The organism is Aestuariibacter sp. GS-14, from assembly GCF_006494365.1.
Lineage (GTDB): Bacteria > Pseudomonadota > Gammaproteobacteria > Enterobacterales > Alteromonadaceae > Alteromonas > Alteromonas mangrovi.
Genome location: NZ_VHIP01000003.1, coordinates 40293 through 55217, shown reverse-complemented (window position 1 = coordinate 55217; position 14925 = coordinate 40293). Strand labels below are relative to the sequence as shown.

The 14925-nt window shown below is 48.9% G+C and carries 12 protein-coding genes; 8 read left to right on the top strand and 4 right to left on the bottom strand.

Annotation, left to right across the window (positions count from 1 at the left end; translation table 11 throughout):
• Nucleotides 1–124: 124 nt before the first annotated feature.
• The 3 genes from FJ444_RS06115 to FJ444_RS06105 all read right to left on the bottom strand — a co-directional run bounded on the left by FJ444_RS06115 (nucleotide 125) and on the right by FJ444_RS06105 (nucleotide 3641).
• Nucleotides 125–571: an SRPBCC family protein gene (locus FJ444_RS06115; protein WP_140957056.1), complete on the bottom strand. Its 447-nt coding sequence runs from the start codon at nucleotides 569–571 to the stop codon at nucleotides 125–127.
• 294 nt (nucleotides 572–865) lie between these two features.
• Nucleotides 866–2284 (bottom strand): GGDEF domain-containing protein, encoded by a 1419-nt coding sequence (locus FJ444_RS06110; RefSeq protein WP_140957055.1) that lies wholly within the window; start codon nucleotides 2282–2284, stop codon nucleotides 866–868.
• Nucleotides 2285–2465: 181 nt separating this feature from the next.
• Nucleotides 2466–3641: an acetyl-CoA C-acyltransferase gene (locus FJ444_RS06105; RefSeq protein ID WP_140957054.1), complete on the bottom strand. Its 1176-nt coding sequence runs from the start codon at nucleotides 3639–3641 to the stop codon at nucleotides 2466–2468.
• Nucleotides 3642–4108: 467 nt separating this feature from the next.
• On the opposite strand from FJ444_RS06105, the gene FJ444_RS06100 reads away from it, so the two are divergent.
• The 8 genes from FJ444_RS06100 (at nucleotide 4109) to FJ444_RS06065 (ending at nucleotide 13728) form a co-directional block, all read left to right on the top strand.
• Nucleotides 4109–4510 carry a MerR family DNA-binding transcriptional regulator gene (locus FJ444_RS06100; protein ID WP_140957053.1) on the top strand — a complete coding sequence of 134 codons (402 nt, stop codon included), beginning with the start codon at nucleotides 4109–4111 and terminating at the stop codon, nucleotides 4508–4510.
• A gap of 1 nt (nucleotide 4511) precedes the next feature.
• Nucleotides 4512–5681, top strand: a complete 1170-nt coding sequence (locus tag FJ444_RS06095) for an isovaleryl-CoA dehydrogenase (protein ID WP_140957052.1) — start codon at nucleotides 4512–4514, stop codon at nucleotides 5679–5681.
• A 39-nt stretch (nucleotides 5682–5720) separates the two neighbouring features.
• Entirely contained in the window at nucleotides 5721–7328 is a 1608-nt protein-coding gene (locus FJ444_RS06090) for a carboxyl transferase domain-containing protein (protein ID WP_140957051.1), read from the top strand.
• A 9-nt stretch (nucleotides 7329–7337) separates the two neighbouring features.
• Complete coding sequence (locus tag FJ444_RS06085) at nucleotides 7338–8132, top strand: enoyl-CoA hydratase/isomerase family protein (protein WP_140957050.1); 795 nt, start codon at nucleotides 7338–7340, stop codon at nucleotides 8130–8132.
• Complete coding sequence (locus tag FJ444_RS06080; RefSeq protein WP_140957049.1) at nucleotides 8132–10090, top strand: acetyl-CoA carboxylase biotin carboxylase subunit; 1959 nt, start codon at nucleotides 8132–8134, stop codon at nucleotides 10088–10090. Before FJ444_RS06085 ends, FJ444_RS06080 begins: the two co-directional genes overlap by 1 nt.
• Entirely contained in the window at nucleotides 10080–11000 is a 921-nt protein-coding gene (locus FJ444_RS06075) for a hydroxymethylglutaryl-CoA lyase (RefSeq protein ID WP_140957048.1), read from the top strand. The genes FJ444_RS06080 and FJ444_RS06075 overlap by 11 nt, the downstream gene beginning before the upstream one ends.
• 215 nt (nucleotides 11001–11215) lie before the next feature.
• Nucleotides 11216–12484 carry a DUF3500 domain-containing protein gene (locus tag FJ444_RS06070; protein ID WP_140957047.1) on the top strand — a complete coding sequence of 423 codons (1269 nt, stop codon included), beginning with the start codon at nucleotides 11216–11218 and terminating at the stop codon, nucleotides 12482–12484.
• On the top strand, nucleotides 12484–13728 hold the full coding sequence (locus FJ444_RS06065) for a HupE/UreJ family protein (protein ID WP_140957046.1): 1245 nt from the start codon (nucleotides 12484–12486) through the stop codon (nucleotides 13726–13728). The genes FJ444_RS06070 and FJ444_RS06065 overlap by 1 nt, the downstream gene beginning before the upstream one ends.
• Nucleotides 13729–13731: 3 nt before the next feature.
• Here the strand turns inward: FJ444_RS06065 and FJ444_RS06060 are convergent, their stop codons facing one another.
• A complete protein-coding gene (locus FJ444_RS06060) occupies nucleotides 13732–14892 on the bottom strand; it encodes an MFS transporter (RefSeq protein ID WP_140957045.1) in 1161 nt (386 codons plus the stop codon).
• Nucleotides 14893–14925: the final 33 nt, after the last annotated feature.

Here is a 14925-nt window from a genome sequence, read left to right as displayed (position 1 = left end):
TTGGTAACGTGTAGATGTTTGAACGTTTCAGGAAATTAATGCAAACACCTAACACGTTGTGATAACCGGCGGTTGGTCAATTGTGGTTTTGCGGGGTGTTGTTGCACTGCAAAACCACATAGCACTATTCTGCCACTACTGTTTCAACCAACTTGCCCAACAGTATTAATGATTCTTGCCACCCCAAGTAACACATGTCTGGCGGTATTACATCTGGAATACCCGCTTGCTCAATATGCATCTCTGTACCACACAGGACTTTCTTTAAGGTAATGGTAACGAGAATTTCTCCCGGCAGGTTTGGGTCATCAAATTTGTCTGTGTATCGAATTAATTCATTGGGAACCAATTCAAGGTACTCCCCACCAAAGGAGTGCATATTGCCTGACGAAAAATTCGTAAATGACATTTTGAAAGTACCACCAACCACTGCATTGATATGATCAACGTTGCAGGTAAATCCATTGGGAGGAAGCCATTTTGATAATGCAGCACCATCAAGGAATGCCCGGTAAATCAATTCAGGCTCTGCACGAAAAACCCGATGAATGTTAATTGTGTTAGTGGCCATACAATTGCTCCTAATTTGATAATTCATTTGGCATGCAGACTCACCCACCCTAACAATCTCTGCATGACGCCCAGAACCAATACATTACACTCAGCGGTAGAGTGTTACCTATTTATTTCGATCGCGTAAATAAAGGTAGTGGTAACCTTTCGGCCAATTAAGGAGTTCGCGGATATCGCTTCGCCATTCAGGGACGACAGCAAGTATGATCTGTTCTGTTAGGTAGCTATTTAAGCTCTTACAAAAAATGGTGAAAACGCGGTGTTTGTTCTATGAAAGGATTAGCTCACACAATCACGTTTCGGCTATCATTACCTTTCCGCCGTGTTGGCGACGCGCCAGATACAGTGCCTGACTGGCCCTTTCGTACCAGTCGGCGAAGGTTTCGCCTTCTTGTAACGCGGCCAAACCAATTGAGAATGGCAACTCGCGGATATCGGGTCTTTGGTGCGTCTCAACCGCTTCTTTTAGCCGCTCAGCCAGCACTTTAGAAGCAGATATTGGAGTTTGCGGACACAATACAATAATTTGTTCTGAGCTCCAGCGACCGGCAATGTCTACTTCGCGAACACAAGATAAACAAATCCTGGCTAACTCTTTTATGCCTTCTTCATTAATTAACGGCCTGCTGTTCATCTGTCTTACAGAATGACTGGTAAAATCAAATAAAATCAAACTGGCGGCAGTATGAAAACGGTTAAAGCGCGACACTTCGTCTTCGGCTCGATGCAGCATAAAATTGCGGTTGTACAGATTGGTTGCCGTATCGTGTGAAGACAAAAACTCCAGCATGCGGTTTTTTTCAAGCAGAACCGTTTGAAGATTCTCCATTTCATCCTGCTTGTGCCGCATTTCACGCGAACAACGACGCAGCAAATTTTTTCGCCAAATCAGCGTTGCCAGCACAATACCGCCGCAAAACACTACCATGATTCCCAGGCGGAAGTCCTGTTGCCTTTGGCTCTTTACGTTATTCCAACGTTTATAAATAGCAACACTGGTGGCTTCGGGAATGCGTTCAATCGCAGAATTGAGAACGGGTACCAGCTCAGCATGCGCTCTGTTCACCCCCATTCGCAATAAATGCATGGGCTCGACATATCCGGTAATTGCCATGTCTTGCAGGTTCATTCGGTTCAATTCCGAATTCACACTTAGCATTGCTCCTGCCATTACATCCACATTACCACGCACTAATTCCCTCACAGCATCAGTTTCTGAATTCATTAACTGCAGCCTGATATCGGGGTAATAACGTGCTAAGTATTCAGCTAAATAACTGTTTTTGTCGACGGCGACCAACTGATGAGTTAAACCATCTACGCCGTGATACATCACATCATAACTATCACTGACTAGCACATTGGGGGTAGCAAAATACGGCGAGGTAAAACTCAGAAAAGTACGGTGAGCGTAAGACTGTGCAAGCATGGGCAACACCATGCACTTACCAGTTTGTACAAATTCCAGTGATTGCTGCCAGCTATCGGTTGCAACCAACTCAAATTTGATGTCGGCGAGTTCACCTATAACTTCCAGGTATTCCGCAGAAATGCCAACATGCGCGCCATTGCGCAGCATTTCATACGGCACCCACGAAGGATTAATACAATAGGTAACTGTTGATGGCGAAGCAGTTGCAGAAGACGTCATACCTAAAGATAAGGCAGAAAACACCAGCCATCGCACTAAAATAGCTTTAAACTTGAACATGGTAACACTGTATTCTTATTTCAGTTAAGTATGCGTTTTCACAGGAGTGAAATCAACTTAAACAGTACAGAAAAGCCAATGAAACAGGTAGTTAAGAGCTTATAGTTACCTTAAAACAGAACGTTTGGTCGCGACATGTTCAAATAACGAGGCGCTAATGCGCCTCGTTCCAACTTAGGTTTTAAAGCATTTCTACCGCTAACGCGACGCCTTCACCACCGCCGATACACAAAGACGCAATCCCTTTGGATTTACCTTGTTGTTTCAGCGCATGAAGTAGCGTTACCAGAATACGTGCACCTGACGCACCAATCGGGTGACCCAACGCACACGCACCGCCTTTCACATTCACTTTTGCAGCATCAAGACCTAACTTCTTGATTGCTAACATAGTTACCATAGCAAACGCTTCATTGATTTCGTATAAATCAACATCGTCTTTGGTCCAGCCTGCTTTATCGAGTACTCTTTCCATTGCCCCAACAGGCGCAACAGTAAAGTCTTCCGGCTTAATCGAGTTCGTTGCATGAGCCACTACTTTCGCCAGCGGTGTTAACCCCAGTGCCGCCGCTTTTGATTCACTCATTACCAACAGTGCTGCTGCACCGTCTGAAATTGAACTTGAGTTGGCAGCAGTAACGGTACCATCGCGCTTAAATGCGGGGCGAAGCGTTGGAATTTTCTCAGGTTTGGCACCCAGCGGGCCTTCGTCGGTATCAACCACAACATCACCCTTGCGCGTGGCAACCGTGATCGGCGTGATCTCATCGTTAAACGTTCCTGAACTGATCGCCTCATTTGCTTTTGATAACGAACCGATGGCGAATTCGTCCATCATTTCGCGGGTCAATCCTTCTGCATCAGCGGTTGCCTGAGCAAAGCAGCCCATTGCCTGACCGTCATAGGCGTTTTCCAAACCGTCCAGCATCATGTGGTCCATAACCTGACCATGCCCCATGCGATAACCCGCGCGGGCTTTAGGCAGTAAATAAGGTGCATTACTCATGCTTTCCATACCACCCGCTACAATTACTTCGGCACTGCCAGACTGAATCATATCAGACGCCAGCATAACGGCTTTTAAACCTGAACCACATACCTTGTTAATCGTAACGACACCGGCTGCCAGTGGTAATTCAGCCTTTAAAGACGCCTGACGAGCTGGCGACTGTCCTAAACCTGCAGGCAATACACATCCCATAATCACTTCATCGATGACATTGACGTCAATACCACCACACACAGACTTAATTGCTTCCGCACCCAGGTCTGTTGCGGGTAACGCCGACAAACCACCCATAAAACCACCCATGGGAGTACGTTTTGCAGCGACGATAACGACAGATTCTTTACTCATAGTTTCCTTGCCTCATTTAGGTTTTACACAAACAGTTAATACCAACCTGTAGAATAAGTGTTACGAGTGGCGCACTTATCCCGTCAGTAATTTACCAACAACGACAGATCACGTTCAGCTGCGGTCTGTTTATTGTTCCCGGTTACCGGTTACCGGTAAGCCGGAACCGCATCATTGCTTTTATTTGCTTGCCGATTTTTTGCACGGCTATGTGCAGTTAACTCAACACCTGCACACGAACAAAAGCAATCATTACAACAAAAATAAACAAGCCTTAGCTTACACCTGTATACAAAAATAAACACAAGACTTTGGTTTTATAGAAAGCCTCGCACTTCACGCCATTGACGTTAATGAATTGTTACTTTACCTTTACGTTAACTCAACCTAACGTTAACGTAAACTGCAGTCTGTTTACAATACAACACTACCGGGTAACTACAGGTGAGACTTTAGGAAATCGGCTAATGACCAATCAAGAAAATGAATCAACCTACACCATCGGAGAACTTGCCAGGGAATTCGATATTACCCCGCGTTCAATACGTTTTTATGAAGAACAGTCATTGCTGAGCCCCAAACGTACCGGACAGAACCGTATCTACTGTAACAAAGACCGCGTCAGGTTAAAGCTAATTATGCGTGGTAAGAGGTTGGGCTTCTCATTAGCCGAAATAAAAAATCTGTTCGAGTTGTACGACAGCAACCCGAATTCCAGTGTGCAGTTGAAAACCATGCTGCAACTGACCGAACAAAAACGAGCCGTACTTCGACAGCAATTACACGACATTCAAATGCTCATGACAGAGTTAGATGACGTTGAAACACGTTGCCGCGAAGAGTTAGCCGATTTACTAAGAGGTGAATAAAATGACAGCCCACTACCCTACCCTTAATTTCGCGTTAGGCGAAGACATTGACATGTTGCGCGACCACGTTTTTCAATTTGCGCAAAACGAAATTGCTCCGCTTGCAGCTAAAGCCGATGAAGACAATGCCTTTCCCAATGCCCTTTGGCCCAAATTAGGTGAAATGGGATTACTCGGCGTTACCGTAAGTGAGCAATACGGCGGCGCAGATATGGGCTATCTGGCCCACACCGTTGCTATGGAAGAAATCAGCCGTGCGTCAGGCGGTATCGGCTTGAGCTACGGCGCGCACTCTAACCTTTGCGTCAATCAGATTTACAAAAACGGTAACGATGCACAGCGCGAAAAATACCTGCCAAAACTGGTAAGCGGTGAACACATTGGTGCATTGGCAATGAGCGAACCGAATGCCGGTTCAGACGTAGTAAGCATGAAGCTGGCAGCTAAAAAGGTGGGCGATAAATATATCCTCAACGGGAACAAAATGTGGATCACAAATGGTCCTGATGCCCATACCTTTGTGATTTACGCTAAAACCGATGTCAACGCAGGCCCCAAAGGTATTACCGCGTTTATAGTTGAACGCGATTTCCCGGGTTTCAGCCGCGCACAAAAGCTCGACAAACTGGGTATGCGCTCATCGAACACCTGTGAACTGGTGTTTAAAGACTGTGAGGTGCCTGAAGAAAACGTACTGGGCGAAGTGGGTGGCGGTGTACGCGTACTCATGAGCGGCCTGGATTACGAGCGTCTGGTATTGTCGGGTGGCCCACTGGGCATCATGCAATCGTGCATGGACATCGTTGTACCCTATATCCACGACCGCCAGCAATTTGGCCAGTCAATTGGAGAATTCCAGTTGGTGCAAGGCAAAGTAGCCGACATGTACACGCAAATGAATGCAGCAAGAGCGTATGTTTACGCTGTTGCAAAAGCCTGCGATCGCGGCGAAACCACCCGTAAAGATGCAGCAGGCGCTATTCTTTATTCTGCCGAGCTGGCAACCAAAATGGCGCTGGACGCTATCCAGCTGCTGGGCGGCAACGGCTACATCAACGAATACCCTACCGGTCGCTTACTGCGCGATGCCAAGCTGTATGAAATTGGCGCGGGGACGTCGGAAATTCGTCGTATGTTGATTGGCCGCGAATTGTTTAAAGAAACCGCATAATCATTCAGGCAGTTAACGACAGAAAAAAGAGGAGGCGCTATGCCTGTACTCAATACCAATATAAACAACCAGTCTGAAGCCTATAAAAATAACTACCAGGCCATGCAGAACGTGGTGGCAGATTTGCAAAAGACCATTGCACAAATCATGCTGGGGGGCGGCGAGAAATACGTTGCCCGCCATAAGGAAAAAGGCAAATTATTACCCCGCGAACGCATTGATGCGTTGCTGGATGCAGGATCACCGTTCCTTGAAATTGGCCAGTTAGCCGCCTGGAATGTGTATGAAGATTATGTACCCTGCGCGGGTGTCATTGCGGGTGTAGGCATAGTGAGCGGCGTGGAGTGTATGATCGTTGCCAACGATGCCACGGTTAAAGGCGGCAGCTATTACCCGTTAACCGTGAAAAAGCACTTACGGGCCCAGGCGATTGCAGAACAATGTCACCTGCCATGTATCTACCTGGTAGACAGCGGCGGCGCCAACCTGCCCCGTCAGGATGAAGTATTCCCGGATCGCGAACACTTTGGCCGTATTTTCTTTAATCAGGCCAGAATGTCATCGCAAAACATTCCGCAAATTGCCGTAGTAATGGGTTCGTGTACCGCTGGTGGTGCTTATGTTCCGGCCATGGCCGACGAAAGTGTGATTGTAAAGCAGCAAGGCACTATCTTTTTGGCTGGCCCGCCACTGGTAAAAGCCGCAACAGGTGAAGAAGTAACGGCCGAAGAATTAGGCGGTGGTGACGTACACACCCGCATTTCCGGTGTTGCCGATCACCTGGCTAATAACGACCACCACGCGCTGCAAATTGCCCGTGATGCCGTTGCGCGTTTAAATCGCAAAAAGCCCGTCACGGTAACCCAAGAGCCCATCAAGGCACCGCGCTACCCGGCGCATGAACTGTACGGTATTGTACCGCAGGACCTGCGTCAGCCGTTTGATGTGCGCGAAGTCATTGCCCGTATTGTAGACGACTCCGACTTTGATGAATTCAAAGCGCGTTACGGTACTACACTGGTCTGCGGCTTTGGCCGCTTACACGGTATGCCCGGTGGCATTGTGGCAAACAACGGTATTTTGTTCAGCGAGTCAGCGCAAAAAGGCGCACATTTCATTGAACTGTGTTGTCAGCGCAAAATCCCGCTGATATTCCTGCAAAACATCACCGGCTTTATGGTGGGTAAACAATACGAAGCCGATGGCATTGCCAAACACGGCGCCAAAATGGTGAACGCCGTGGCTTGCGCAAACGTGCCCAAACTCACCGTATTAATTGGCGGTAGCTTTGGTGCCGGTAACTACGGCATGTGTGGTCGAGCTTACGATCCGCGCTTTATGTTTATGTGGCCCAACGCCCGCATTTCCGTAATGGGTGGCGAACAGGCGGCAGGCGTACTGGCACAGGTGAAAAAAGAGCAAAAACTGCGTGCTGGGGAAACCTGGACCCCCGAGGAAGAACGCGCGGTTAAACAACCGGTCATTGATAACTACGAGCAGCAAGGTCATCCCTATTACGCTTCTGCGCGTTTATGGGACGACGGCGTAATTGATCCGGCGCAAACCCGCAATGTACTGGCTTTAGCGCTGAGCGCCAGTTTAAACAAACCCATTGAAGACACCCAGTTTGGCGTGTTCAGAATGTAAGGAACCACCATGACTCAAGATATTCTTTACAACGTTGATGACAGGGGCGTAGCCAGCATCACACTGAACCGCCCGGAAAAACACAATGCTTTCGACGACACCATGATTGCCGAGCTTACCCGCTGTTTTGAGCAGGCAGGCAGCGATCCTGCTGTGCGTGCAGTGGTACTGGCCAGCAATGGCAAAAACTTCTGCGCCGGTGCTGACGCGGGCTGGATGCAACGCATGGCTGCCTACAGTGAAGTACAAAACCGCACTGATGCCCTGCAATTAGCGGCGATGCTACAAACCTTATATCGCCTGCCCAAACCCACCATTGCCCGTGTGCAAGGTGCAGCATTTGGCGGCGCGGTAGGTTTAATTGCTTGCTGCGATATTGCGATAGCCTGCAAGCTCAGTAAGTTTTGTTTAAGTGAAGTAAAACTCGGTTTGATCCCGGCCACCATCAGCCCTTACGTAATTGAAGCGATGGGTAAACGCGTAGCAAAGCGCTATTTCCAAACTGCTGAAGTGTTTTCGGCATACCGGGCACGTCGCCTGGGTCTGGTGAGTGAAGCGGTAAGCGAAGAACAATTAGACGACGAAGTAAACACGCTTTTGTCGGCCCTGTTGCGCAACGGTCCGAATGCGGTAGCTCAAGCCAAAGCGCTGGTCGATAAGGTTGCTGGCGCCCCCATAGACGGGACGATGATGCAGACAACCAGTGATTGGATTGCGCGTATTCGTGTGTCTGAGGAAGGTCAGGAAGGCTTAAATGCTTTCCTGGAGAAACGTGTACCTGCCTGGGTAAAGGAGTCTGAATAATGATCCATAAATTATTGATTGCCAACCGAGGGGAGATTGCGTGTCGCGTAATGTGCACAGCCAAGGCCATGCACATCCCCACCGTGGCGGTATATTCTGATGCTGACAGTCAATCCATGCATACCCATATGGCAGATGAAGCGGTTGCTATTGGCCCGGCACCCGCCGCGCAAAGCTATCTGGTGCAAGATAAAATCATTGCTGCCGCTAAAGCCACTGGTGCCAATGCAATTCACCCCGGTTATGGCTTTCTGTCTGAAAATGCCGGTTTCGCCCGCCGTTGCGAGGCCGAAGGCATTATTTTTGTTGGGCCACCCGCCAGCGCCATTGACGCAATGGGCTCAAAGTCCAAAGCCAAGCAGATTATGGAGCAAGCGGGCGTGCCATTGGTACCAGGCTATCATGGAGATGATCAGGATGAGCAAACGCTGTTAAACGCCGCTCGCGAGATTGGCTTTCCTGTTATGTTAAAAGCAGCGGCCGGTGGCGGCGGCAAAGGCATGCGTCAGGTTATGCAGGAAGCGGATTTTGACGCCGCACTGGCAGCCGCCAAACGCGAAGCCAAAGCCAGCTTTGGCGACGACACCATGCTGGTCGAAAAATTCCTTACTCAGCCACGCCATGTTGAAATCCAGGTATTTTGCGACAGCCACGGCAATGGCGTGTACTTGTTTGAACGCGACTGTTCGGTACAGCGACGCCATCAAAAAATTATTGAGGAAGCCCCTGCTCCAGGTTTGTCTGAACAAGTGCGCAAACACATGGGTGAAAGTGCCCTGGATGCCGCTAAAGCTATCGGTTATGTAGGCGCAGGTACTGTAGAGTTTCTGCTCGATGGCGATGCCTTTTACTTTATGGAAATGAATACGCGTTTACAGGTTGAACACCCAGTAACGGAATACATAACCGGTGAAGATTTGGTTGCCTGGCAACTCAGCGTAGCCCAGGGCAATCCTTTACCTAAATCCCAGGAACAATTAACTTGTAACGGGCACGCCTTTGAAGTGCGGGTATACGCAGAAGATCCCGATAACGGCTTCTTGCCCTCAACCGGTACGCTAAGTCATTTACATTTTCCGCAGGTCTCGGAATCGGTTCGTATTGATACAGGTTTTCAGCAAGGCGATACGGTATCAGTACATTACGATCCCATGATTGCCAAAGTGATCACCTGGGGTAGAAATCGCGAAGAAGCCCGCCTTCGTATGCTGGCATGTCTGAAAGACACCCATGTAGTGGGCGTTACCACTAACATCGGCTACGTGAACCGGGTAATGCAACATCATGCATTTGCCGACGCCCACTTGACGACGCATTTTATCCCGCACCACGAAGCCGAATTAATTGCACCTGTAATGGCTGATTCGTTGCTGCCCGTAATGGCTTTACAACTGCTGTTAAATCAGCAACCTGCGGACACCAGTGAATTAACCAACTGGCGCATGAATCATTGCTTTAAGCAGCAATTGCAGCTTGAGTGTAACGGACGCAGTGTTGTGTTAGCCGTCACCTCGCACGCGCAGCACTACACTATTGAGCTTAGCGAACAGCAATGGCAAGTCAGCGGTAGCTGGCAACACGGCACACTTCACTGTGAAATTAATGGCCACCGAAGTAAACACAAACTGGCCTGTGTAAATGAATCAGCTAACCAGTGGGCGTTGTTCTGGCAAGCGGAAACGCTACTCTTCGCTCAGGCACCAATTGATATTGGTGTACACGACGACAGCCACGACAGCGGGTGCGTTGCCCCAATGAACGGGACCATTGTTAAACTGCTGGTAGAGGCCAACTCGCCGGTTAAAAAAGGCACGCCGTTACTGGTAATGGAAGCTATGAAGATGGAACACAATGTTACTGCGCCGTCTAACGGTATGGTGAGCGAGTTTTACTATAATGCCGGCGACCTGGTGGATGGCGGTACATCACTACTGGAGTTTGTAGCCGATGACGCGTAACTACCCTTCCAAAGTCAGTATTGTTGAAGTAGGCCCAAGGGACGGTTTGCAAAACGAAGCGCAAACCATCCCATTGCAGGCCAAAACCGACTTTATTCATGCGCTGGCCAGAGCCGGGTTGAATCGCATTGAGGCTGGCAGTTTTGTGTCGCCCAAATGGGTGCCGCAGATGGCCGACTCTGCTCAGGTGTTTGCGGCAATAAATCGCACGCCTGGTGTCACTTTCAGCGCCTTAACCCCCAACGATAAAGGCATGCAGGCTGCCATTAACGCCGGTGTTGATGAGGTGGCAATTTTTGCCGCGGCGTCGGAGGCATTTTCTCAGCGCAATATTAATTGCAGCATAGCCGATAGCCTGAAACGCTTTGAAAATGTTATGCAAATGGCAAACGATCAAGGATTGCGCGTGCGTGGCTATTTGTCTTGCGTGATGGGCTGCCCTTACGAGGGTGATATCGCTCCGGATAAAGTGGCTGATGTATGCAAAACCCTGCTCGACATGGGCTGCTACGAAGTATCATTAGGCGACACTATTGGCGTCGGCACACCGGGGCACACTCACCGTTTACTGGATACCCTGCTAAGGGATGTTGAAGCAACAAAGCTCGCGGCTCACTTCCATGACACTTATGGTCAGGCACTGGCTAACCTGGTAGTGGCACTGCAATATGGCATTTCCACTATCGACAGTGCTGCTGGCGGTCTTGGAGGTTGCCCTTACGCCGCTGGGGCCAGTGGCAATGTTGCCACAGAAGATGTGGTGTACATGTTAAACGGAATGGGGATTGAAACCGGCGTAAATCTGAATGCGGTGCTCGCCGCTTCAAATGCCATGTTTGGTCATTTGGAGCGCAAACCTACCTCGCGAACCTATACCGCGATGTTGGCAAAGTGTAACCGCAGCTTTTAACCACAGCTCACCTACCGCCCGCGCTATTCGGCTTTTCGATGGTGCGGGAAATGTAGCCTTTTGGCTAACTTTTCAAACCAAAGTGTAAATCTTCTGCAAAGGCGCTGCTTTGCGGGAATTTTTCAACTCAAAATGTGACCAATCATCAGAATAGATTTGTTTAGTGCACTCGTGCCTGATCAAATCAAAATATCAATTGGTTTGCGGAGATAACTATGTCAGTTGCAATAACTTCTTCATATAGTTTGGGGAAAAATCTGGTTCGAATAATGCCATTATGTCTGGTGTTGATGTTAACGGCATGTGGCAGCAGTGAAACAAACACCACAGTAACGGATTCCAACTCATCCAGCAGTAGCAGTGATCAATCGGGTTCAGACAGTTCATCGGGTACTAGTGGCGATAGCACAGATGACGATACAACCGACGACAGTGGCGATGATAGCAGTGCTGATGACACATCAGACGATTCATCGGATGACGACACTACAGGAGCGGCTTGTAGTGAAAGCGGTGAAATGGCCGAGTTAGTGTGCAAAGCTGAGGCCTTTATCGAGACATTAAGTACTACTCAGCAAAACAATTTGATTTACGATTTCAACGACAGCACAGCAAAAACAACCTGGTCTAACTTACCCTCAGTGTCGCGCAACGGCCTTCGTATAGGTAGCCTAAGTGACACGCAGTTAGATGCCGCATTGGCCGTAATGATGGTTGCCTTAACCGAGCAGGGCTTTGATGATTTGGAAGGCCTGTTAGCTGCCGATGATTACCTGGTGGACATTGGTGGTGGCAGCGCCTATGGCTCGGCGAATTACTATATTGCCTTTATTGGCGAGCCATCCGTAACAGATGACTGGATGCTGCAATTCGGCGGACACCACATGGCGTTTAATATCACCTACATTGGCGGTACGGGCTACCCGGTGCCAATGCACGAAGGTGTAGAGCCGAAAGCCAGCTTCGAAATTAATTCATCAACTTACGCCCCGCTGAAGGATGAGGGAGATGCGCTTGTGGCCATGTTTGAAGGCTTAACCGACAGCGAGTTCAACACGGCCTATTTAACAGGCGAATGGTACTCAGATGTGTTAGTTGGCCCAGATAACGGCAATGGCACCTACCCGTCAGATTATCCGACAGGCAGCGACCGAAAAGGGGTACTGGTCTCAGATTTGACAGCAGAACAGCAAGCACTGGTAACCGCTGCCATTAGTACCTGGGTAAATGATTATCCTGCCAATGTGGCCAATCATTTACTGGCCGATTACACCAGTGAGGAAGCCTTCGCCGATACCTACATTGCGTTTGCAGGATCCTCATCGAGCACTATTAACGTGGATTCCAATGGCACATACATGCGCATTGATGGCCCGCGAATTTGGCTAGAACTGGTATGTCAAAACGGTGTAATTGTTAGAAATCAAACACATTACCATACGATTTTCCGCGATAAGTCATACGATTACGGCAATAGTTTATAATGTTAACCTTACGGGCATTTCTGCTGTTTCTGAGCGTGACGTGGGCCTTATCAGCTCACGCTCACCCTGCCAGTCAAAGTCAGATTGAAATTAGTCGTGACTATCAGCAGGTAACGTTTTTACTCTCGTTACCGCTCGACCAGCTTGCCGTAGCCTTGCCATCGGCGAGCCGGTGGCAATTTGCTAAAGAACCAGATATTGCGGTATTAAACCGTTATCTGAATCAACACATGTCACTGCTTCAGTCTGATCATCCGTTGGAGATTCGCTTCGGACAGAGTTGGTTAAGCGAGGAAAACAGCGAGTTCGTTGTAAAAGTACCCGCTACTGCCTTTTTTAAGGCATCACAAGAGCAAACATTGCAACTCACCTATGATGTTATCCAGCACAAAGTAATCAATCATCAAACGGTGGTAACAATGGCAAATGATATCTATCAAGGTACGCTGGTCGATGGCCCTGCTCTGCTTGGCGTATTACGGTACAAACACAACCACGTTGCAATCGCCGCTGTAACGCCTGAACTTCCGGTAATGATGAGTCTGTTTACCCATGGCATGGCCCACATCGTAACCGGTAGCGATCATCTGGCATTTTTACTGTGTTTATTGTTAGTGAATGGATTAACCATTCGACACCGCAAGTGGCATCAACACCGTGCTAGCGTTACCGATAGCATTAAACTCGTCAGTGCTTTTACCCTGGGTCACACCATCACACTGCTCGCCAATCTGTTATTGCCGGTACCAGTGATCAGCAATTGGATAGAAGTTGCGGTGGCCGTTACCGTATTGGTCAGCGCCATACACGTTATGGTACCGGTTTTTACCAGACAACCTTATTGGATTGCGGCGGGTTTTGGACTCATCCACGGTATGGCATTTTCATCGGCAATAAATGTTACCGGGCTTAGCGCCTCTACAACCGCACTCGCAGCCATGAGTTTTAATTTGGGTATTGAATGCGTTCAGATAGGGTTAGTCTGCTTACTGGTGCCTTGTATTAACCTATGGCGACAAACCCGAATGTACACCACATTGCGAATGACTTTAGCCTCGTTAGTGGTGGCCCTGTCGGTGGTCTGGGTGATTCAGCGCATGTCGCCCTTTATGGCAAATGTTGACACCTCCCTCACCGCCACTGTGTTAACACAATTACTGGGGATTGGATTACTTGGCACTGCACTGTTGTATGCTTGCCATCCGAAACGCAAACAACAATGCGTGTCGCACACATACCATTGATCATCAGGATTTCTCTGCTGGCAGAATAAGGGTTAGCAAAATGCCAATCAACAGAGCGACAGCCATTATTGCGATAATGTCTATTTGAGTAGTGGCCGCCAGTACGGCATACCCCGCACCAAACGCCAGCAGAATAATCCCAATAGCGGTGTTACTGAATGCGACCAGTTCAGTGCGTTGCTGCCCTTCCTTAACATCCAGACTATAAGTCTTGCGCCCGGCTCTTACACCAGTATGTGCCAACGCCAGCACAAAAAAACACACTCCCGCAGCATACACACTGTTGCCGGGTAACCAGTAATGTAATCCGCAGGCAATGAGCGCCAGCCACCCCGATAACTGCAAGGTTAAACGCGCGCTTATATCGGCTATTTTTCCCCACATAAACGATGAAAGCATCGTTGCCAATGCCTGCGCAGCCAAAAAATAAGGTAATAATTGCATGGCATCCTGCTCACTTTGCACCATAAAGTAAGGTGCCAATAGTGCGCTATGCACGAAAAATCCCCGAACCGCAATAAAGCGCCATACGGTGCTATCTACTTTCCATTTGATACCATCACCTTGCCTGGAAGGCGATTCAACCTCTGTGCGATTACTGATAAGTGCCAGCAATCCCAACAAGTATGAAAGCGACGCAAATGCAATAATAGCCACAGCCAGCGACTTGTCGAGTTGATTACTCCACCAGGTAAACGGTACAGCAATACAGAGTGTGAGGACGCCCGACAATGTAGAGGCCATCCCCAATACTCTACCACGCTGACCTTTGCTAACGATATCAGCCTGAATATCCTTCATGGTTAACGAGCAAACCGACCGGCCCAGACTGAGTAATATTAATCCCAAGAGAATGCCGTAACCTGCCTGAACGCCATCAAATGTTGAAGCAGCCAGCGCAATGCCTGTCACTGCGAGAAACTGCAATACCATCCCAGTTCGCCACACCTTGTGTCTGGCTGGCATGTTGCGCAACCATACGCCCAGTAAGGCTTGCGGCAATAACGCGCCTGACTCACGAATAGGAACCAGCCAGCTTACCATCCACACCGGCGCGCCCACCACCAGCATCAGCGCCGGTAGCGTTGTTTTTGCCGATATCAACAGGTCGGCTAGTTTGCTCGCACAAAGGGATGCAATGAGTTGGCGATGGCGTTTATTCATCGGTTACTTCCATGATCGCACTGATGACGTGCC